22 protein-coding genes are annotated in these 19,331 nt (G+C 37.4%); all 22 read left to right on the top strand.

Translation table 11 applies throughout. The annotated features are described in order from the left end of the window. Positions 1–262: 262 nt before the first annotated feature. The 22 genes from BPR_RS19125 (at position 263) to BPR_RS19030 (ending at position 19,307) form a co-directional block, all read left to right on the top strand. The gene (locus tag BPR_RS19125) at positions 263–1,963 is read left to right on the top strand and encodes a KAP family P-loop NTPase fold protein (RefSeq protein ID WP_013283161.1); all 1,701 of its coding nucleotides are present in this window, start codon (positions 263–265) and stop codon (positions 1,961–1,963) included. 1 nt (position 1,964) lies between these two features. Continuing rightward, the gene (locus tag BPR_RS19120; protein WP_013283160.1) at positions 1,965–2,354 is read left to right on the top strand and encodes a hypothetical protein; all 390 of its coding nucleotides are present in this window, start codon (positions 1,965–1,967) and stop codon (positions 2,352–2,354) included. Positions 2,355–2,563: 209 nt separating this feature from the next. After that, positions 2,564–4,948: an AAA family ATPase gene (locus tag BPR_RS19115; protein WP_013283159.1), complete on the top strand. Its 2,385-nt coding sequence runs from the start codon at positions 2,564–2,566 to the stop codon at positions 4,946–4,948. Continuing rightward, positions 4,938–6,026 carry a 5-methylcytosine-specific restriction endonuclease system specificity protein McrC gene (gene mcrC / locus BPR_RS19110; RefSeq protein WP_013283158.1) on the top strand — a complete coding sequence of 363 codons (1,089 nt, stop codon included), beginning with the start codon at positions 4,938–4,940 and terminating at the stop codon, positions 6,024–6,026. The genes BPR_RS19115 and mcrC overlap by 11 nt, the downstream gene beginning before the upstream one ends. A 31-nt stretch (positions 6,027–6,057) precedes the next feature. Next, the gene (locus BPR_RS19105) at positions 6,058–7,044 is read left to right on the top strand and encodes a helix-turn-helix transcriptional regulator (protein WP_013283157.1); all 987 of its coding nucleotides are present in this window, start codon (positions 6,058–6,060) and stop codon (positions 7,042–7,044) included. 113 nt (positions 7,045–7,157) lie between these two features. Further along, entirely contained in the window at positions 7,158–7,493 is a 336-nt protein-coding gene (locus tag BPR_RS19100; RefSeq protein WP_013283156.1) for a hypothetical protein, read from the top strand. Then, the gene (locus tag BPR_RS19095) at positions 7,490–7,813 is read left to right on the top strand and encodes a hypothetical protein (protein ID WP_013283155.1); all 324 of its coding nucleotides are present in this window, start codon (positions 7,490–7,492) and stop codon (positions 7,811–7,813) included. The genes BPR_RS19100 and BPR_RS19095 overlap by 4 nt, the downstream gene beginning before the upstream one ends. Positions 7,814–7,834: 21 nt before the next feature. Continuing rightward, the gene (locus BPR_RS19090) at positions 7,835–8,137 is read left to right on the top strand and encodes an HIRAN domain-containing protein (RefSeq protein ID WP_013283154.1); all 303 of its coding nucleotides are present in this window, start codon (positions 7,835–7,837) and stop codon (positions 8,135–8,137) included. 22 nt (positions 8,138–8,159) lie between these two features. Beyond that, complete coding sequence (locus BPR_RS20925) at positions 8,160–8,324, top strand: hypothetical protein (protein ID WP_013283153.1); 165 nt, start codon at positions 8,160–8,162, stop codon at positions 8,322–8,324. 4 nt (positions 8,325–8,328) lie between these two features. Continuing rightward, positions 8,329–9,120: a replication initiation protein gene (locus tag BPR_RS19085; RefSeq protein ID WP_013283152.1), complete on the top strand. Its 792-nt coding sequence runs from the start codon at positions 8,329–8,331 to the stop codon at positions 9,118–9,120. A 15-nt stretch (positions 9,121–9,135) separates the two neighbouring features. Continuing rightward, positions 9,136–9,276 (top strand): hypothetical protein, encoded by a 141-nt coding sequence (locus tag BPR_RS20920; RefSeq protein WP_154649900.1) that lies wholly within the window; start codon positions 9,136–9,138, stop codon positions 9,274–9,276. Between the two features lie 289 nt (positions 9,277–9,565). After that, positions 9,566–9,985 carry a hypothetical protein gene (locus tag BPR_RS19080; RefSeq protein ID WP_013283151.1) on the top strand — a complete coding sequence of 140 codons (420 nt, stop codon included), beginning with the start codon at positions 9,566–9,568 and terminating at the stop codon, positions 9,983–9,985. Between the two features lie 38 nt (positions 9,986–10,023). Beyond that, positions 10,024–10,374, top strand: coding sequence for a helix-turn-helix domain-containing protein (locus BPR_RS19075; RefSeq protein ID WP_013283150.1), 351 nt, complete (start codon positions 10,024–10,026; stop codon positions 10,372–10,374). A 10-nt stretch (positions 10,375–10,384) separates the two neighbouring features. Next, positions 10,385–10,606 carry a hypothetical protein gene (locus tag BPR_RS19070; protein WP_013283149.1) on the top strand — a complete coding sequence of 74 codons (222 nt, stop codon included), beginning with the start codon at positions 10,385–10,387 and terminating at the stop codon, positions 10,604–10,606. 154 nt (positions 10,607–10,760) lie between these two features. Beyond that, a complete protein-coding gene (locus BPR_RS19065; RefSeq protein ID WP_242662277.1) occupies positions 10,761–11,795 on the top strand; it encodes a helix-turn-helix transcriptional regulator in 1,035 nt (344 codons plus the stop codon). A 12-nt stretch (positions 11,796–11,807) separates the two neighbouring features. Next, positions 11,808–12,641, top strand: a complete 834-nt coding sequence (locus tag BPR_RS19060; protein WP_013283147.1) for a hypothetical protein — start codon at positions 11,808–11,810, stop codon at positions 12,639–12,641. A 16-nt stretch (positions 12,642–12,657) separates the two neighbouring features. After that, positions 12,658–13,845 (top strand): MBL fold metallo-hydrolase, encoded by a 1,188-nt coding sequence (locus tag BPR_RS19055; RefSeq protein ID WP_013283146.1) that lies wholly within the window; start codon positions 12,658–12,660, stop codon positions 13,843–13,845. A gap of 270 nt (positions 13,846–14,115) precedes the next feature. Beyond that, positions 14,116–14,796, top strand: a complete 681-nt coding sequence (locus BPR_RS19050; RefSeq protein WP_013283145.1) for a hypothetical protein — start codon at positions 14,116–14,118, stop codon at positions 14,794–14,796. 182 nt (positions 14,797–14,978) lie between these two features. Beyond that, entirely contained in the window at positions 14,979–15,188 is a 210-nt protein-coding gene (locus tag BPR_RS19045) for a hypothetical protein (protein WP_013283144.1), read from the top strand. Continuing rightward, positions 15,176–16,381, top strand: coding sequence for a DNA polymerase III subunit gamma/tau (gene dnaX, locus BPR_RS19040; RefSeq protein ID WP_013283143.1), 1,206 nt, complete (start codon positions 15,176–15,178; stop codon positions 16,379–16,381). Before BPR_RS19045 ends, dnaX begins: the two co-directional genes overlap by 13 nt. Positions 16,382–16,482: 101 nt before the next feature. Beyond that, positions 16,483–17,925, top strand: coding sequence for a DNA polymerase III subunit alpha (locus tag BPR_RS19035; protein ID WP_013283142.1), 1,443 nt, complete (start codon positions 16,483–16,485; stop codon positions 17,923–17,925). A 119-nt stretch (positions 17,926–18,044) separates the two neighbouring features. After that, complete coding sequence (locus BPR_RS19030; RefSeq protein WP_042258768.1) at positions 18,045–19,307, top strand: AAA family ATPase; 1,263 nt, start codon at positions 18,045–18,047, stop codon at positions 19,305–19,307. Positions 19,308–19,331: the final 24 nt, after the last annotated feature.

The following is a 19,331-nucleotide window of genomic DNA, read 5'->3' as shown; positions in this document are numbered from 1 at the left end:
GGGGAAATGATTATAAAACGTGAAAAAACTATGCAGTGAGTAGCAGATAAGGGGCAAAAATTCCATATCCTTTATTAATGGAATGCGATTATTTGACTGCAAAGGACATAGCCACTATTAAGGAAAACTTAGTAAGAAGATAACGGAACTGTGTTCAAGAATGAATACGCTTAATATTTATTTAATATCCGTTAACTTGCGTATGATGTAACATATATTTGTGGGATTGATCAATCGTGTTTTAATAAGGAGAAACCAGGATATGACACAGAACAACAATTATGTAATTGCATCATCTGACCTTCCTGCATCAGAGGATTCTTTTGGAATAAAGAACTATATAGCTAGTATGGCAGATTTTTTAATGACATGCGCAACACCGCTTACGGTGTCTATTCAGGGAAGCTGGGGAACAGGAAAAACTTCTATCATGAAGATGATTGAGAAAGAGTTGGATAAGGATAAATGCAGTTTTGTTGAGTTTAATACATGGCAATTTTCTCAGTTTAACATGGAAAGTAATCTTTCAGAAACACTTATTAAGAGTCTGATTGCAAAGATTGATCCTGAAAAGGGAAAGTCCAAAAACATGAATGCCTTGTTTACAACACTTTCTGTGATTAAATATGCGGGAATGCCAATTGTAGAGAAAGCAACAGGTCTTGGTTCATTTGGTGAGTTGTTTAAAACTGCAATGGATGCTGTATCGAAACAGATGGGTGGAGCGGATCCAGCAAATCCTGTTAACATAATGAATAAAATAAAAGAGGAGTTTACTAAAAGTGTAAACGAAAACCCTAAAGAACGAATCATTATTTTTATAGATGATCTTGATAGGCTGGAGCCAAGGAAAGCAGTAGAACTCCTTGAAGTATTAAAGAATTTTCTAGATTGTGAGAAATGCGTATTCGTTCTTGCGATAGACTATGATGTGGTCTGCAGGGGAGTTGCGGAAAAGTATAATTTTGATTTCAAGGATCCTGTAAATTACAAAAAGGGAAAAGACTTTTTTGATAAGATCATACAGGTTCCGTTCAAGATGCCTGTAGAACAATATAATATAGAATCTTACCTTGAGAAACAATTGACTGCTGTAGTTGTGGATGGAAAGCCAGTAATAGACGGCAATGATAATATAGCTATTTATGAAGGATTGGTAAGGAACTCTATTGGAACTAACCCTAGAGCTATCAAACGTCTCAAGAACAGCTATCAGTTATTGTGCATGATTGTCAGCAGAAATCATGATCTGGATCTAAAAGAGTGTAAATTACTTATTTTTGCGACATTATGTCTTCAAGAATTAGATTATTCTGTTTACAAGGCAATAGTTCAGGTGAAAGATGATCTATCTCCGGAAATGTTGCAATGCTTATGCGATATTGATTCTAACCTTGAAAGAGTTATGGAGTATTATCCTGATATTGACTTCAAAAAAATCGATAAGCCGAGGGTGGAGGCGTTTATAAGTGGTCTTATCGATGTTCTAGACACAAATAAAGACGATCCGCTCAGCAAGCCAGAGCTTGTGCCACTTATTAAAGTTATGAAGATTGCATCCATAACGGGAACTGATGCTCCTCAGGCAGAAGGTAAAAAACAGAGAACTGCATATACCTATGATGGTAAGATTTATGAAAAGCAAGGTGCGGGATTAAAGCTGTATGATTTGATGTGGGATTTAATTGTTAATGAAGTTATCGATGAATCCTGGAACTATCAACAGTTACATGATTATATAGTTGACCTTTCGCGGAAAGCAAAATGTAAATGGATTAGCTCAAGGATGCTTGTTAGGGATGTTGAGAAGAAAGAGGATTGGCTTATGGAAAGGCCTATAGAACTTTCGGATGGGACTAAGGTTTATCTGTATAGATGGTGGCCTTCTAATGACATCGATAAATTTTTAAATGCGTTAAGTATAACTGGAAAAGTAGTGGAATGCGAAAAAGTCGGAGAATAATATGGCTGGATTTATTATCCTGGTGATAATGATAGGATCAAGTGCTGTTGGTTACTATTTTAATCGCAGTTATGAGGATAAATATGGCGAACCAGCGATTAATTGGGCGGCGTTTGTATTGCAGGCTTTATTTATACTTTGTGCATTATTCACGTGGCCCAATCCGGACGTATCTTTTTGGTTTATAGTTTGGTGTTTGTTGTCGTTGATTTCGTATGTTGTCGCGGTGATAGCTTGTAAGCAACATGCGGAACAACAAGGTGCTCTCCGAGAAGATATAAAAAAAGCTATTGCTGCGCAGATTTTACTGCCGGTTGGAACTGCTATTGTTATATTACTCGCAATTGCCATGGTGCTAGGAGTTTTGGGTGGTGGAAAGAAAAAACGTTAGATAGGTAAACATTAAAAAATAAAGTAATTATTTAATGAGCGGTGTGCATAATTTTGCACATCGCTTTTGTTAAAATGCGGAAATATGGTGATTATAAGGGGTAGTCATTTTCTAAAACTATTATTAAATGTTTGTAATTACAACAATAATTGTTCTGTAAGTAATAAAATAGTATATGCGAGATAAGCACTCAAATAGGAGGTTAGCTAATGAATCTTGAAAAACTGGATGCAGCTGTAAATAGCTATAAAGAAGCTTTTGCTGGAAGATGGAATGACGAAAGATTTAAATGGGATGCGGTAAAGCAATTCCAAGATAATTGGGATATTAAAGCAGAAGACTTATCTGCAATGATAGAAGAGGCTACTGGTAAAACAGAAAGCCTTCTTACCTCTGTAAACAACTTTCCTAGAAGAATGATTGTTCACTATGCAAAACAGGATCCCGAGGCAGTTCGTGCCATGTTTATAGATCTTTTTGATGATAAAAAGGACCTTGCGGAACGTATATCTAGATTCCAAGATGAATCTCAGAGACTATGCGATATTCATAGCCCTGGAAAGAGTCACTATCAAAGACCAATGGCTATTACGGTTTATCTTTGGCTGAACAATCCTGAGAAGTACACTATCTATAAGTATTCAAATTTTAAGAGCGGAGCAGCTTATCTTGAATCAGATTACATACCGGCTAAGGGCCATACAACGGAGAACATACCTGAACTGATGAAGTACCTGGATGCGCTTAGAGATAGACTTGTCGAGGATAAAGATTTCATAAAAGAATACAGGGATTACCTTGATGACAATAGTTATGATGATCCAGATAATAGAATGCTTGCTTTGGATTTCTCACATTATGTAGCAAATGTTCTTGTGGAGAAAAAAGAAAAAAATACAGAATGGCTTGATCCAGAATTTAATCCGGGTATATCTGTTGATGAGTGGGTGGAACTGCTGAATAATGAAGATGTTTTTAATCAACAGAGTCGCGAAATAATAAAGAGATTAGAGGATTATGGTGGAGAAGCTACGTGTACCCAGTTAGCTGCAAGATATGGTGAAAGTGCAAACTTTTATAATGTTGGCTCCAGTTCACTTGGAAAACGTGTACAAAAGAAGACTGGTTGTAAGACGTTAAAGAATAAAAATGGTAAGGATGAGTATTGGTCAATACTGTATAAAGGAAGATATGCAAGCAGTGATGAAGATGGAGTATTTGTCTGGAAAATAAGAGATGAACTTCGCGAAGCAATAAAGCAAGTAGATATTTCTGTTGATCTATATGCTGGTTTTGAGCAAGATGATGTACAGTATTGGTGGCTAAATGCTAGTCCAAAGGTATGGAGATTCTCTGACATTTCAGTAGGAGAGGTTCAGACTTATTCAATATACAACGAGAATCATCATAAACGTAGAATATTCCAGAATTTCCTCGATGCTAAGGTTGGAGATCTGATTATCGGTTATGAGTGTTACCCTACAACTCAGATAGTAGCGCTGGCTAAAATCGTTAAGGAAAACGATGGAGAATATATCTATTTTGAAAAGACTGAAGGACTCAGTGCGCCTATAGATATCAAAGAATTGGAAGAGACACCTGAGCTTGAGAAAATGGAGTATTTCTCAACAAGGCAGGGAAGTCTGTTTAAGCTTACCAAAGGCGAATATGAAATCATCATGGATCTCATCCGTGAGCAGAATCCGGCTCCTGGCAAGAATGAAGAAGAGATTAAGCCCCAATATGATAAACAGAATTTCCTTGATGAAGTGTTCATGTCAGAGAGTCGATATGAGTCATTGAAGAATCTGCTCTTGAATAAGAAAAATGTAATTCTTCAGGGAGCTCCTGGAGTTGGTAAGACATTTGCAGCAAAACGACTGGCATATTCAATCCTTGGAGAAAAGGATGACAGTAAGATAGAGTTTGTTCAATTCCACCAGAGTTATACGTATGAGGATTTCATAATGGGATATAAGCCATATGAAGATGGCTTTAGACTGGAAAAGGGAATCTTTTATCGTTTCTGTAAGAAGGCAGAAAATGAACCACAGAATAAGTTTTTCTTCATCATTGATGAGATAAACCGAGGAAATATGAGTAAGATCTTTGGCGAACTATTGATGCTGATAGAAAGAGATTATCGTGGAACAAAGGCAACATTAGCATATGATGGCCTGTCTTTTGCAGTTCCAGAAAATCTGTATATTATTGGAATGATGAATACTGCGGACAGAAGTCTTGCACTTATTGATTACGCTCTTAGAAGAAGATTTAGCTTCTTTTCTATGGAGCCAGGGTTCCCTTCTGCAGGTTTCAAAAAATATCAGGAATCGTTGAAGAATGAGACGTTGGATGAGCTTATTCTGAAGATAGGAGAATTGAATAAGCAGATTGAATCAGAGTTTGGACCAGGTTTTTGTATTGGACACAGCTATTTCTGTGGTCAGAAGACATGCACAAGCGAGTGGATGAGATCGGTTGTTGACTATGAAATTATTCCAATGCTTGAAGAGTACTGGTTTGACGATAAGAGCAAAGTTTTGAAGTGGGCAAATGCACTTGAGGAGATAGTAGCTTCTAATGATCAGTGATAAGGGTATTCTGATAAAAAATATATACTACATGCTTGCATACGCATTTCAGGCATTACATCAGGATAATTATGCAGATATCCGAACAGAGGAATTTGAGCATATCCATGATCTTTTTGCTGTTATATTAGGCAGAGGTGTTGCCAGGCAACTAAAGCAAGGTCTTCACAGAGAGTATATTACTCTTAATGAAGACCTGAGTGTTATGCGTGGACGTATTGTAATATCGGGAACCATAAAGAATAAGCTGCAGCAAAAACGAAGGCTGAACTGTGAGTATGATGAGCTTTCGGAGAACAATATATTCAATCAGATTATAAAAACTACCCTTTTAGAACTCATTAGGTGTCCTAAGGTTAAAACTGAGAATAAAAACTCTTTGAGAAGCCTTAGACCGTTCTTTGACAATGTTGATTGTATCGCACCTCAGGATATACGATGGAATTCCATTATCTATCGCCGAAATAATCAGGAATATAGGATGCTTCTGAGTATCTGCTATTATGTTTTGACCGGGCTTATTATTACCGATGACTCAGGGAAAACAAAGATGGCATCATTTCTTGATGAGCAGAGAATGTGCAGATTATATGAGAAGTTTATTCTTGAGTATTATCGTGCAGAGCATAAAGAGATATTTGCCAATGCTATTCAGATAGATTGGGCACTGGATGAAGGGGAAGCTAAGTACATGCTTCCGGTTATGCAAACGGATATAACACTGCAGACTAGAGACCTGAAGAAAACGCTGATCATAGATGCAAAGTATTATTCTAAGAATACACAGATGCAATATGACAAGCACACAATTCATTCCCATAACCTGTACCAGGTATTTACCTATGTGAAAAACCTGGAGGCGCAGTATTGCGCGGACAGGACTATTTCAGGCATGTTGCTATATGCTAAAACAGAGGACCCGTTCCAACCAGATGGAGTGTTCCACATGACAGGGAATGAAATAACCGTTAGGACGCTTGATCTGGGCCGAGATTTTTCAGTAATAAGGAAAGACCTGGACGGAATATGCAACAAGCTTCTGCAAGAAGAGGATGTAGTAAATGAGACTTTAGTATGATACAAGGTATTTTCTCAATGGAGGAATTTTGATGTTTGCTACCGGAAATAAGAAAATGCTTAATATGCTCATCCTTGAAATTCTAAGGCAATATACGGATGAGAATCATTCTTTAACACAGCAGGAGATCATAAAGCTTCTTAAAAAGAATTATGATATGCCTTGTGACAGAAGATCTGTAAAAGCTAATGTCTTGTCACTTAAGGAGTTTGGCTATGATATAGATATGGAAGATGGCTACCGGCTTTTGACAAGAGAGTTTGACGATGCGGAGCTTCGTATTCTGATTGATAGTGTGCTCTTTTCAAAGGTTATTTCTACCAAGCAGGCCAAGGACCTGATTGACAAGATACAGAGACTTGCTAGCAATTTCTTTAATGCAAAGGTATCTCATGTCAGTAATCTTCCGGAGCTTAATAGGACCATAAATAAGCAGGCCATGTATGGTCTGGACACGCTCAACGATGCTATTGCAGCCAAGCACCAGGTGAGCTTTATGTATAACGATATAGGAACGGATTTTAAGCTCCATCCTCGCTGGAACATGCATTATATTGTTAATCCATATCAGATTGTGGCCAACAATGGCAGATTCTATCTTATCTGTAACTACGATAAGTATGATACAGTATCACATTTCAGGATTGACAAGATGACTGATGTGAAAGAACTGGATACAAAGGTTAAGCCTATGAAGTATGTAGAAGGCCTTGAGCATGGGCTCAATCTTCCAAAGCATATGGCAGAACACCTATATATGTTCAGTGGGCCTACAGTTCCAGTAAAGCTGGAAACCACAGTAGAAGTGTTTACGGATATTGTCGATTGGTTTGGCACAGATGTAAAAGTAATAGAAGAAGACGGTGATAAACTGGTTGTAAGAGTAATATGCAATGAGGAGGCCATGAGATATTGGGCTATGCAATACGGAACAAGTGTAGAAGTTCTCGAGCCTGAATCATTAAGGAATCAGATTATTTCAGATATAAAAGATATGATGAAAAGGTACAAAAAATAGCATAAAACTGCGTATTTACAGAAGGGGCTTCGGCCTCTTTTTTGTGTGCAAAAAAATGTACATTTGCTTTGTTATTATTTAGCTACACAGAAAGGAGAAGAAAGGAGAAGCGCATGATTAGCATAGAAGAATTCAAAAGATTTGTTGCTGATAATAACTGGATATTTGCCAAGACCTATGCTGAATGGGCACCGCATGAGTATGTTGTAAAAGATAAGCTAGATGAACGTAATCAGGCGCTTGTTCCAGAGGTCGTAGCTTTTATAAGAGAAAATGGATTCCCTGCTTTCTTTGGAAATCAGGAACATAAGTACTTGTACTACGATTGCCACTATTACTGGGAAATGGGCGATGATCCAGGGAAAACCATAATCATTAATCGATGCAAATATGACGATTATAGAATGACTTATAGGAAAAGCAACAATGAAGAAAGAGGTACTACATGAAAGTAACGGACTGGGAACAAGTTATAGATATGCAATTTAACTATGAGGATATCAAGGAAATAACAGAGAAAGGAATAATATTTCCTGATTACGACCTCCTCTTTGAAGAAGCCGTTAAGAACAGCTACTACGAAGGTATTACGCCTGGAATATTCGATAGGAAATATGTGTGTGATAGAAATAGCATGACAAAACCGCTTTATATGAAATTTGTTGTAAATGGAAAGGTAGTGATAATTCTTTTTAAAGATTATCATGATTATGGCAAAATGATCGGAGAATTAAAGGTCTTTGGTTATGAAACCTATGATATAACATGAATTTTGCATTGGAGGACATAAATGTGTGATTTATTCTTTACTATAGCAGGAACAAAGAATTATTACGGATGCGATTATCTTGAGCCAGGTATGAAAGTCAAGCTGGTCAAGGAGCCTGATAATGAGTACGACAAGGAAGCAATAAGGGTAGAACTCAGAGGACTAGGAAAGATTGGATACGTGGCAAATAGCCCATATACAGTGCTCGGAGAGAGCATGAGCGCTGGTCGCCTATATGATCATATTAAAGATGAAGCAGAGGCAGAAGTGCTTTACGTAACTTTTAAGGGTGCTGTTTGTGAGCTGAAATCAGCTTCAAAATAAAAATGAAAAGGAGATAAAGAAAATGGGTTCACTTTATGATGAGGATGAAGAGGAAATCGAGGAGTCTTTAACAGATGAGCAGGCAAAAAGGTTGACAGAGTGGGTGATTAAGAATGGACACACAAAGGAAGAAGCTTATGAGGCTCTCACGTATGTCATGAGCGCAACAGTGGAAAGAGGAAAATAACAATATGGGCGAAAAGTTATTCAAGAAGTCTAATAACCTGATATATGCATACAGTAATGGAACTCTTTTAGCTAACCAGCTGTTTGCTATTGGTTTGCAGAATATCTTTATTGATGAAGATAATCGTGCTGTTTCAAAAATGCTTGGAGAAGATATCAAAAAGGAACTTAGTCTCACCTCAAATAGTATTTACAAAAGGATCAGAGACCTGTGTGATAGAGAAGATGCTGTTGGTTCAATCTATGATTGGATGATTATGTACAGGGATTGCGAATCCGGAAAGATGATTGATTACAAAGTGGTATCGGATGCTTCATTTAGTAATGGCATTTTGTGGATTGCCTATAACAAAGAGATTACAAATCTGATTATGAATCTGAGCAAAAACTATACTGCATTATCCCTCTCAGAATCCATGTGTCTAAAGACCAAAAACTCTTACAGGCTCTACGAGATTCTAAAAGCAGATTATGATTTCAAATCACATGAGCAGAAGAGTGGCGAGATAGTTGTTGATTATAATCTTATGGAACTGAAACTGATGTTGGGAGATGTAGATTATAAGGCAATACCACTTATTTCTAATGAACTTGAAAAGGAACAACCAGATTATAATAGGATTGAAGATATCGTTGATAGTAAAGGTTTTGACTTTCATAAGGGATATTCCAAGTTTAATGAAAGAGTGCTTGCTAATGCCGTTAATGAGATAAATGAAAAGACGGGGCTAAAAGTGGAGTATGCTCCAATTAAGGATGGAAGAGCTGTTATAGGAGTTAGATTTTTTATTTATTGACAGTGAGGGATTATTATGGGAACCGGTTATCGTTTTAAGTGTAAAGAATGTGGACACGAATACAGCATACTTCTTGGCATTGGATTTCTGTACCCAAAGGTATATAGAGATACTTTAAAAAAGATTGCTGATGGCAAATATGGAGAAGAGTTTTGAGTTAGTTGAAGAGGATAATTACTTGATTCTATAGCTTTGCAAAAGATAAGGTGTATTTATTTTTTGTGCATAATCATATAATCAGCCCCAGACCACGTGTGATTGGTGATCTGGGGCCTTGTTTTATTCACTCCTAAATAATTATTCGCACTTTACTATAGCTCCAAGTTTTTTCTTATGAAAACTTCGTTCTATATTATTGCAGCATGATGGACTAATTATGTCCATGCCAAGTTGTATTGTTGTTTACGTACCAGAGGTTTGTTTGTAAATAGCATGTTAGGAAGATATGAAACTTAGTGAATATTATGAAGGTAGAGAGGAATCTGAGAAAGATAGCCCGGCCAGAAGGAAAAAGGCATTAGCACGAAAAATAAAGAAGATACAGAAGCGGCGGGATGATCATAAAGGGGAGTGGATTACCTTTGAAGATGCAAAAGAGTATCGCGATAGGGCAGAAAAACTGCCTTACAACGGCCTTCAAGATATTGGGGAAAGAAGAGAATTAAGGATTGAGTTACAGGAACGGTTTGGGCTTACTGAAGGAGAGGCTATCAATATTCTTAACGGTTTTCATATGAGGGATATAGTACAAGTTTACGATAACATCAAAAATCTGAGAATGCCGGAAGTTTCAAACATCGCTAATCCTTATAAAGGCAATTCTGACTCAGAGGTAAAAGAACGTCTGGAGAGCGATTTTGACTAGGTACTAAAGAGAATTTGGATTATAGGAGTATTAAAACGATGAAGAAACAATATATGGATAGCAACCGAGTATCTGAATTGCAAAAGAGAGATACAGAAATAGAGCCTTCCGTAATCATGAGAGCAGTGTGTGAGTACTGTCATGTTGATGAGGGAGACATTGTTTCCAAGAAAAAAGATGAAAAACTGGATTCTGCAAGAACGTTAATCATGTATCTATGTCGCAAATATACAGATATGTCGCTGGAAGGAATCGGAAAAATGCTGGGAATACGTGACCATACCAAGGTGATGAGCGGCATCTTTTCAGTTAAACGTGAAATGGAATCTGGCAGTGCTTATGCATATTCGATTGCAGCTATAGAAGAGTACATGTTCAATAACCACTGAGGGAGAGGTAATGGCTGATTCAGTTGAGTACGTGTTTAGAGACGCTTTACGGAAGTATTCTTGTGATGAGGGCAAGAAGAACGTTTATGGAGTGTGTTGGTATGCGTATCTTCTAGACAAGTTCGGTTGCGAAAATGAAGCAATACTTGAAGGTTGTGCATACAGAGGAAAAGAGAGTATGTTGTCTATGATATACTCGTTTTTGGAAAAGTATGGTATCGAACATTTTTGAATTGTGAAAAATGAATACTGCATATAATTGATAAGAGCGATGTGCCAAAAAATGCACATCGTTCTTTTTATTATTTTCTTGAAAGAACTATAAACAATGTATTAAAAAGCGTTAATATATGGCGATATATCGAATTGAGAGATGTAAAATGGACATGAATAATAATTTAGTTGATAGTAACGGAAAAGACCTGGAGGATTATTCCATGTACGGAACAAGTACGAAGAAAATGCTCAATATGCTCATCTTAGATATCCTTAAGGAACATTCTGATAGTGAACATAGACTTTTGCAGCAGGACATCATAGACTTACTAAATTCAGAATATGGCGCAACCTGTGAGCGAAGAGCAGTAAAGAACAATATTACTAGCCTTCAAGAGATGGGGTATGACATAGTAGCTGATAAAGGCTATTTTCTCAGGAAACGAGAATTCACAGACGCCGAGCTGCGTTTGATGATAGACAGTATCTTTACTTCTGGAGCTATTACGGATAAAGAGGCTCATCAGCTAGTAAAAAAACTTGAGAAGTTTTCAAATAAGTATTTTAAAGCCCATGTATCTCATATCCATAGTGCATCTAGTGGAAAGAATGCGGAGAATCAGAATGTTATGGAATCTATAGCAGCAATTGACACTGCTATTTCAAAAGGGAAGAAGATAAGATTTACATATCTTCAGTATGGAACAGATTTAAAGCTCCATCCGAAGCGGGATATAAGATATGTGGTGAGCCCGTATCAGATGATTAGTAGTAAAGGTAAGTATTATCTGATTGGTAACTATGACGCTTATGATGATATTTCACACTACAGATTGGACAGGGTAACTGATGTTGAGATACTTAAGGATGCTCGAAAACCAATGAAATCTGTAAAAGGATTGGAGAATGGTCTCAATATCGCAGGACATATAGCTGAGCATGTTTACATGTTTTCCGGAGAAAGTGAGCATTTCAAGCTTAGAGCAAATGAGAACCTCATGGATACACTTGTAGATAATTTCGGAAAAGACCTTCGGATTAATTACAGTGAAGGGACCGATATTGTGGTTGATCTTAAGTGTAATCCAGATGCGTTCTTCTATTGGGTGATGCAATATGGCAAGTATGCAGAGATTGTAGAACCGCAGAGCATGAGAGAACGAATAAAACAGGCATCGTTGGATATCTATAAAAGATACAAGTAAGGAGCATTATATATGGAATTTGAAAAAATAAAAGAAAAAATACATAAAAATCCAAAGAGTATCAATGTTCTTTATAGATGGTTAATGGACAAGGAGTTTTCTGGAGCTGCCTGCGAAGAACTGTGTAAGTACCTGCTTGATAATAAAGAGTTATTTGATAAGCACTTTTATCGTGATTTAGTACGCGTTAATTGTAATGGAGATTCTTTGGAATACAGATACGACAGCAGAGATGGAGCAACTGATTCTGAACCTAGAAAGGATAAAAATGGAAAAATAGATGAAAAACACCTAGCAATGATCATCTTTAAGCAAGGTAGAAAAGGTAAAGAACTAGTAAAAATCGATAATCTGGGATTCATACTGGATTATGAAATGCCTATAGGAGGTAACACTGAAAAGCTACTGAAAGAAAACGGAGAGCTTCGTGGTATATGCGATCCTGACCCGAACTCTAATCCATCAAAAAATAGCATGCTTTTCAATCCAGGTAAATGTGATTTGGTGTCATTTGATAATAATTGCTTTACAATACTTGAACTTAAAAAAGAAGATAATACAGAGCCGTTAGTACGTGCTGTAATGGAGGCATATACATATAGAGAAATGTTAAACAAAAGTGAAGCAGCTGATTCCTTAAGGGGAAAATATCGAGGATTAAGTATTCCTGAAGGGAACACAATATGGAAAGCGGCACCACTGCTTCCTTTTGGAGAAAGCCAATACAAGGAATATATGAGTGCTGGACCTAAACTGATAGAGTTGATGGATTTTCTTGAAATCAAGCCAATTTGGTACAGCTATAGTGAAAAAGATAAAAAAATCTCGGTAGTTAAATATTTATAGTTTAGCAGGTAAAAAAATGAGTGATAAGCAGATTAAGGTAACTCCATATAGAGGAATGAGTCAGATTGGCGGAGTATGTACAGAAATAGCAACTGATGAAGCTAGAATACTATTTGATTTTGGTGCGCCACTAGAAGATGAAGGCAATCAGAAACCACTAAGTATCGAAGGTGTAACAAAAGGCGAAGTGGGCTGTGATGCGGTTTTTCTGACTCATTATCACGGAGATCATGTCGGTGAAGTGCCTGCAATTCTTGCGGGAATTCCCGTATATATGCAAAAGACTGCGAAAAGGATCCTTCAGGCTCAGCAGGAACATAAGGTAAGTGTTGGTCAGGTTGTATGGGCTCAAGACATCCAGGCGTTGACTGAAGGAGAGGCAATAGAGATAAAAGATATTAAGATTACGCCTTTAGCCTCAGATCATTCCGCTATTGATTCTCTCATGTACTTAGTCGAGGGCCATGATAAAAGAATTCTTATAACTGGGGATTACAGATTACATGGTTTTAATGGAGAAAAGCTAAAAGAGACCTTTAGAAGTCTTGGACATATAGATTTAATGATAACGGAAGGTACAAATATAGATAGAGAGTCCCCATTTTGTCATGATGAGCAGTGGGTAGAGGGGGAGTTTAAAAGAATCCTCAAAGAAAATAAATATGTCTTTTTACTTGCTTCGTCATCTAATATAGACAGAATTGCTTCATTTTCGAGAGCTATCCCGTGCGGGAAACATGGACTATGCGATGGTTTTCAAAAGAGACTGATGAAGATAGCGGACATTGATAGGGATGAAGCATTCAAATCAAGGAGAATTTGGCCATACGATCCTGATAAGAAAGAAGATTATGAGAAACGTGGCTTTGGAATGGTAGTTAGAGCTGGAGATTTTTTTCTTCCGTATGTTGAAGAGTTCTTTGGTAAGTACCCAAATGACACTTGTTTAATCTATTCAATGTGGAGAGGGTATAGGGAATTGCCGACTGTTGCTAAGTTTCTTCAGTGTTGTAATAAGATTGAGTCTATTCATGTATCGGGACATATTACAAAAGAAGATTTGGAATATGTAATAAATGTTGTGGCACCAGATACGCTTATTATCCATCATACATCTGCTGAAGAAAAAGAACTTAAGAAGTTAGTTATACCGCAGGGAACAGTTCTCTCAGATCCTAAGGATGGAGAAACGGTTTTTATCTGAAGATATTTCGTGCATAGGAGGCGTTGACTATCCTAAAAATTTCTGATGAGTGCGCATATGGTAAAATATTGCAGGAAGAGCCACGATATTATAATTATGATGATTACAAGAATTATAGATACGAGAACAGGCTTCAATATCATATGTAATGCTTAATTGTAAAAAGAGATTCGGCAAAAAAGGCGATGTGCTAAAAACAGTACATTGCCTCTTTTAATATGTTTAATAGAAGATATATTTCCATGGCTGTAAAAGGAAGAAGGTAAAATTATGGAAAATACAGTAATAAGATTTGTGTCTAGAATCCAAAATAATAGAGATGAGGCATTGGCGGAGATTTTACGCCTGGGGGAATGCTTGTTGGATGAGAACGACTTTGAAGAACATCTTATAGAACCGCAAAATACAAGAGCTTATCATGCATCTGTGCTCCATTATATAGATATGCTTCCTTGCATGAGTGATGAAAATATTGCAAGGTATAAAAAAGAAATAATGGAAGAACGATGGAAACTAAAATATTCTAGAAGTGATGAATACCTGGATATTGGTGTTGGTAAGAGAGAGTCGTTTTGTATTGGAGTTTCACCTTCGTTAATAGCGTCTGTGGTTGAGGATACCCGCAGGATAATTGAGGATGAATGTATGGAAATCCTAACTGATCAGGAAGCAAGTATTATGAAATATGATAAATCTCCAATATTGATAGTATCAGAGAGCAAACGGACGGAGATTATAGAAGATGTGTTAAGGGAAAAGGATATGCTAATTTCTGATGTGGTGGCTGAAATGTCAGATGAGTCATGGTTACATAAGTGTGCAAATATCACCTCTGTTGCATCATTGATTGAAGACATTCGGTTTATGCGTAAGTGTGGGATTTGTGAAGCAATAGTAGAGTGTGCATTTGGGATTCTTGCAGCATGGTGTGATTACAGCCGTAGGGTATAAGTCACTAATGAGTTTTTTATATATCCATGGGTACTGCAGGATGGCAATGTGCTAAAAAAAGCACATTGCTTTTTTTATTATGTACCTACAAGGTAAGCATGATCTAAAAAAAGAAACACAAGTCTTTTAATTGAACCTAATTTGGAAGGGTCAGATATTAAAAGGAGGATAAGAATATTTCTATGACAAAGGAACTGATTTGTGAGGATTGTGGCTGTCCTTTCCTGCTCCAAGAGGAAGATGGTTATTATTGTGAGGACTGTGAAAGATATTATTCGTTTGATGAAGCTTTTTCACTAATGGATTTGCAAGAATATAGGCGAGAAGAGAAAAAAGCGAAGATCCGAACAGCATTTTTATCATTCAGGTGGATAGTAAGATGGGATACTTAGCATTATATAGAAAGTTTAGGCCACAATCGTTTGATGAGGTCCAGGGGCAGGATTATATTGTCACGGCACTTCGAAACCAGGTAAAACATGACATGGTTTCGCATGCCTACCTGTTTCATGGTACAAGAGGAACAGGGAAGACGACTTTAGCAAGGATCTTTGCTAGAGCAATCAACTGTGAGAACACTATAAACGGAAACCCGTGCGGAGAATGCGATTTTTGCAAGTCCTATGCTTCCGGCAGCGATGCAAACATAATAGAGATTGATGCTGCATCCAATAGCAAGGTGGTTGATGTGCGGCGCATAATAGCAGAAGTGTCCTATCCGCCCATGAAAGGTAAATGGAAAGTATACATAATAGATGAGGTCCATATGCTTTATGGAAAAAGAGGGGAGGCCTTTGATATACTTCTAAAAACTCTGGAGGAGCCTCCGCCCTATGCAGTTTTTATCCTGGCAACGACAGAAATGAATAAGGTTCCAGCTACAATACTTTCAAGATGCCAGCAATATGCGTTTAGAAGAATTTCAATCGATATCATCGAGCAGCATCTTAGGATGGTTACTGAGGCAGAAAGAATTCCTGCGGAGGAGACAGCTTTGCAATACATAGCCAAGGTGGCAGATGGTTCTATGAGAGACGCGCTGAGCATATTAGAACATGTTATTTTTGTAGCCAATGGAAAAGAGCTATCGTACGATATTGCCTTGGAGTCGCTAAGAATAGACGATACCAAGACACTGAGAAGGATGTTCTTTGCTTTGTATGAAAAAGACTTACATTCCGCAATAGTTGTTCTTTCAGAGAAAGTTGCTCAAGGGGTAGATCTTTATCAGCTTACAAATGAAATTATCTGGTACCTGCGAAATCTTATGCTGTTACAAAAGTCAGACCAGATAGATAACCTTATAGAAGCCTCATCCGAGAATCTTCAAATTATGAAGGACGATGCCAGAAAGGTAGATTCAGATACCATTATGTTGTTTTTGCAACTATTCTCTGAACTGTCCTCAGATATTCGGTACACAGAGCAGAAAAGGGTTATGATTGAAGCCTTGTTTGTTAAACTTTGTAAACGATCTCGTGCAGATAACGAGTATGGTAAACGGTTAAGCATACTTGAAGAACATTCAAGGTATATAGAAAATATGCTCCATATCACCAATAATGGGACATATACAATGACTTAATGAGGGATAACATGATACAGGCAATGTGCAAAAATATGCACATTGCTTTTTTTATTATGTAATTGGAAGAGCACATGAGGCTTGTATAAGAAGGGAAGCAGATGATGGTTAAAGAGACGAAAGACATAGTTCTATCTGAAGAGTATATATTCGGAGAAGGCCATAAAAAATACAATGTGACTACTCAAAGAACGGTTGATGAGGGGAAAACAACTGTAAAAGTGATGAGGGCTTTATTATATAATGGTCCTGCAACTGGAATAACGATACATAACTCAAATGCATACCTTTCAAAACTGTGTGAGGATGGATTATTGAGTGGATTAGTGCCAGATGGTAAAACTGCTTTTGGCTTTTTGGAAGAACTGTGTCACAAAGGCTTTTCTGAGAAATATCCTAATGTAACAGAGGATGTTCATGCACGCTTGGCGCATGAGCTTGAAGTCATAAATAAAAAGGGAATGGTAGGCGGATTTCTAATTATTTATGATTTAATCGAATTTGCGAGATCGAATAATCTAATGATATCTCCAGGGTGCGGAGCCCTTCCGGGGAGTCTGGTGGCATACTGCCTTGGAATAACAGGAGTTGATCCGATAAAAGAAAATCTTCTCTTTGAACGCTACCTAAACATGGGTAGAGAGACTCCCTCTTACTGTATTAGGATTGATGTTGAGAAAGGGGCCAAACCTTTGATATTTGGGTATCTTACTGAAATGTATGGAAGCGGAATGCCTAAGCTTTTGAAAATGGCAGATATTAGCATTAAAGAATGGGTGGAGCTTTCAATAATCAAAGACACTCTCGAGATTATATCTAGAAGCAAAAGAGAGAGAATAGATATAGTGAGAATTGATAAAACCGATCCGGCTGTTTTTGAGCTTCTATTATCAGGTGAGACTAATGGTATTCTCTTCTTTGACAAGGATGATCCTCATTCATATTCAACTTGGTGGCATCTTGATGATAACGGTAAATGGCATGAATATCATGAACCATTGGTTGCTGGGAACGCTGCTTTATATGAAGTGATAAGACCTAAAAACATGGATGAGCTCATGGCAGCAATAACGTTGGACAGGCCTTTGTCAGAAGAACATATAGAAAAGTATCTGCGTAACATCAAGAATTCACAGTATATTACATATGAATGCCCAGAGCTTGAAACGATTTTGTCCACAACATATGGCTGTGTAATCTATCAAGAACAAATTATGAGGATATTGCAGGATTTAGGGGGTTTTTCTCCTGAAAAAAGCGATTTATGCCGTAGAGATTTATCGAAAAGAAAGCAATTTACTATAGGAGAAATGAGAGAGGAATTTGTTTATGGAGCTACGTCGTCAAAGATTGTGGGGATGGACGTGGCGAATGCTATATTTGATATGCTATGGGATAAAGCGAGATATAGCTTTAACAAGTCTCATGTTGCTGCTTTTTCATTGATGATATATGAAATGGCCTGGTTAAAATTATATTATCGATCAGAGTTTATGGAGGCGGCGGAGAAGTACAGAGGAATCAAATCCGATATATTGCCATAATAAATATGAATACTTTTATTTCAGAGAAAAGCGATGTGCTAAAAAAAGCACATCGCTTCATTTATTATGTGACCATAAAAGTACACGACGTTTTTGGGTTAAGGAAAGGACCACGAGATATGAAAGATTACTTTGAAGAGATAAAGGGATATGAGGAAATAAAAAGAGAACTAACTATCATTATAGATATGCTCAATAATCCAGAGGTATATAAAGACCTTGGAGCTACTATGGACAATGGCGTGATTATTGTGGGGCGACCTGGTACTGGGAAAAGCACTATGGTTAATGCTTTGATCAATGCTATAAATCGAAAAGCTTATGTATTAAGAAAAAAAGTCTCAGATGGAAAGTTTATAGATGAGGTAGTAGAGACATTTAATAATGCTTCCGAAAATGCACCTTCCATTGTGTTTATGGATGATCTTGACAAGTTTTCTGATAATGATGATAGCGAGGATGCCGAAGAATTCGTTGCTGTGCAGTCCTGCATAGATGAAGTAAAGGGAAAAGATGTTTTTGTTATAGCAACAGCAAACGGAACCAGAAAGATTCCTGATTCCCTCCTAAGGCCTGGAAGACTTGGTAGAAGAATAAATACTCGAGAACCAAAGGCTTATGAGGCTGCAGAGATAGTTAGATTCTACCTCGACAAAATAGGAATGAAGGGGAGATTGGATGAGATATCGATTGCTAAGCTCCTTTCAGGAGAATCTTGCGCGACTCTTGAATGCGTTATAAAAAATGCAGCGATGAATGCTGCCTTTAACAGGCAAAAAGAGATTGATATGAGTAACATAGTTGAGGCCTTTCTTACACAGGAGTTTGGAGCTGAATTATTTGATTCACACATGAGTCAGGAGACATTGACTAGAGCTGCATATCATGAAGCAGGTCATGCCTTAGTGGCTGAGATTCTAGATCCTGGTAGTGTGAGCATAGCTTCGATAAGACAAGCGGACGACGATAAAGTTGGCTTTGTGAGGTATTACAGAAGAGAGCCAAAGGAATGGACTTGTGAGTATATCGAAAATATGATAAAGACCTCTCTTGCAGGAAGAGCTGTTACAGAGCTGGTGTATGGAGAAGTTGATGATGGGGCCAATAGTGATTTGCAAAATGCTTTTGATAATGCAAAAGGACTAGTAGACAATCTTTGTGCCTATGGCTTCCATAATTGGATTGAAGATCACGATAATGACTATTCAGCAGAAAATCGTAATAGAACAATGGCAATGATACTTGAAAGAAATTACATAGAGGTTAAAAAGATAATCGTTGAGAATAGGCAACTACTCGAGAAAATTGTAGATGAACTTTTGGCTAAGACAACGCTTATTCATGCTGATATACAGAGAATTATTGATGAAATGAGGGGCTAATCAGAAGGCTTCAGAAGGAGAGGA

It is taken from the genome of Butyrivibrio proteoclasticus B316, assembly GCF_000145035.1.
In the GTDB taxonomy this organism is placed as follows: Bacteria; Bacillota; Clostridia; order Lachnospirales; family Lachnospiraceae; genus Butyrivibrio; species Butyrivibrio proteoclasticus.
This window is presented reverse-complemented; position numbering and strand designations above follow the sequence as displayed.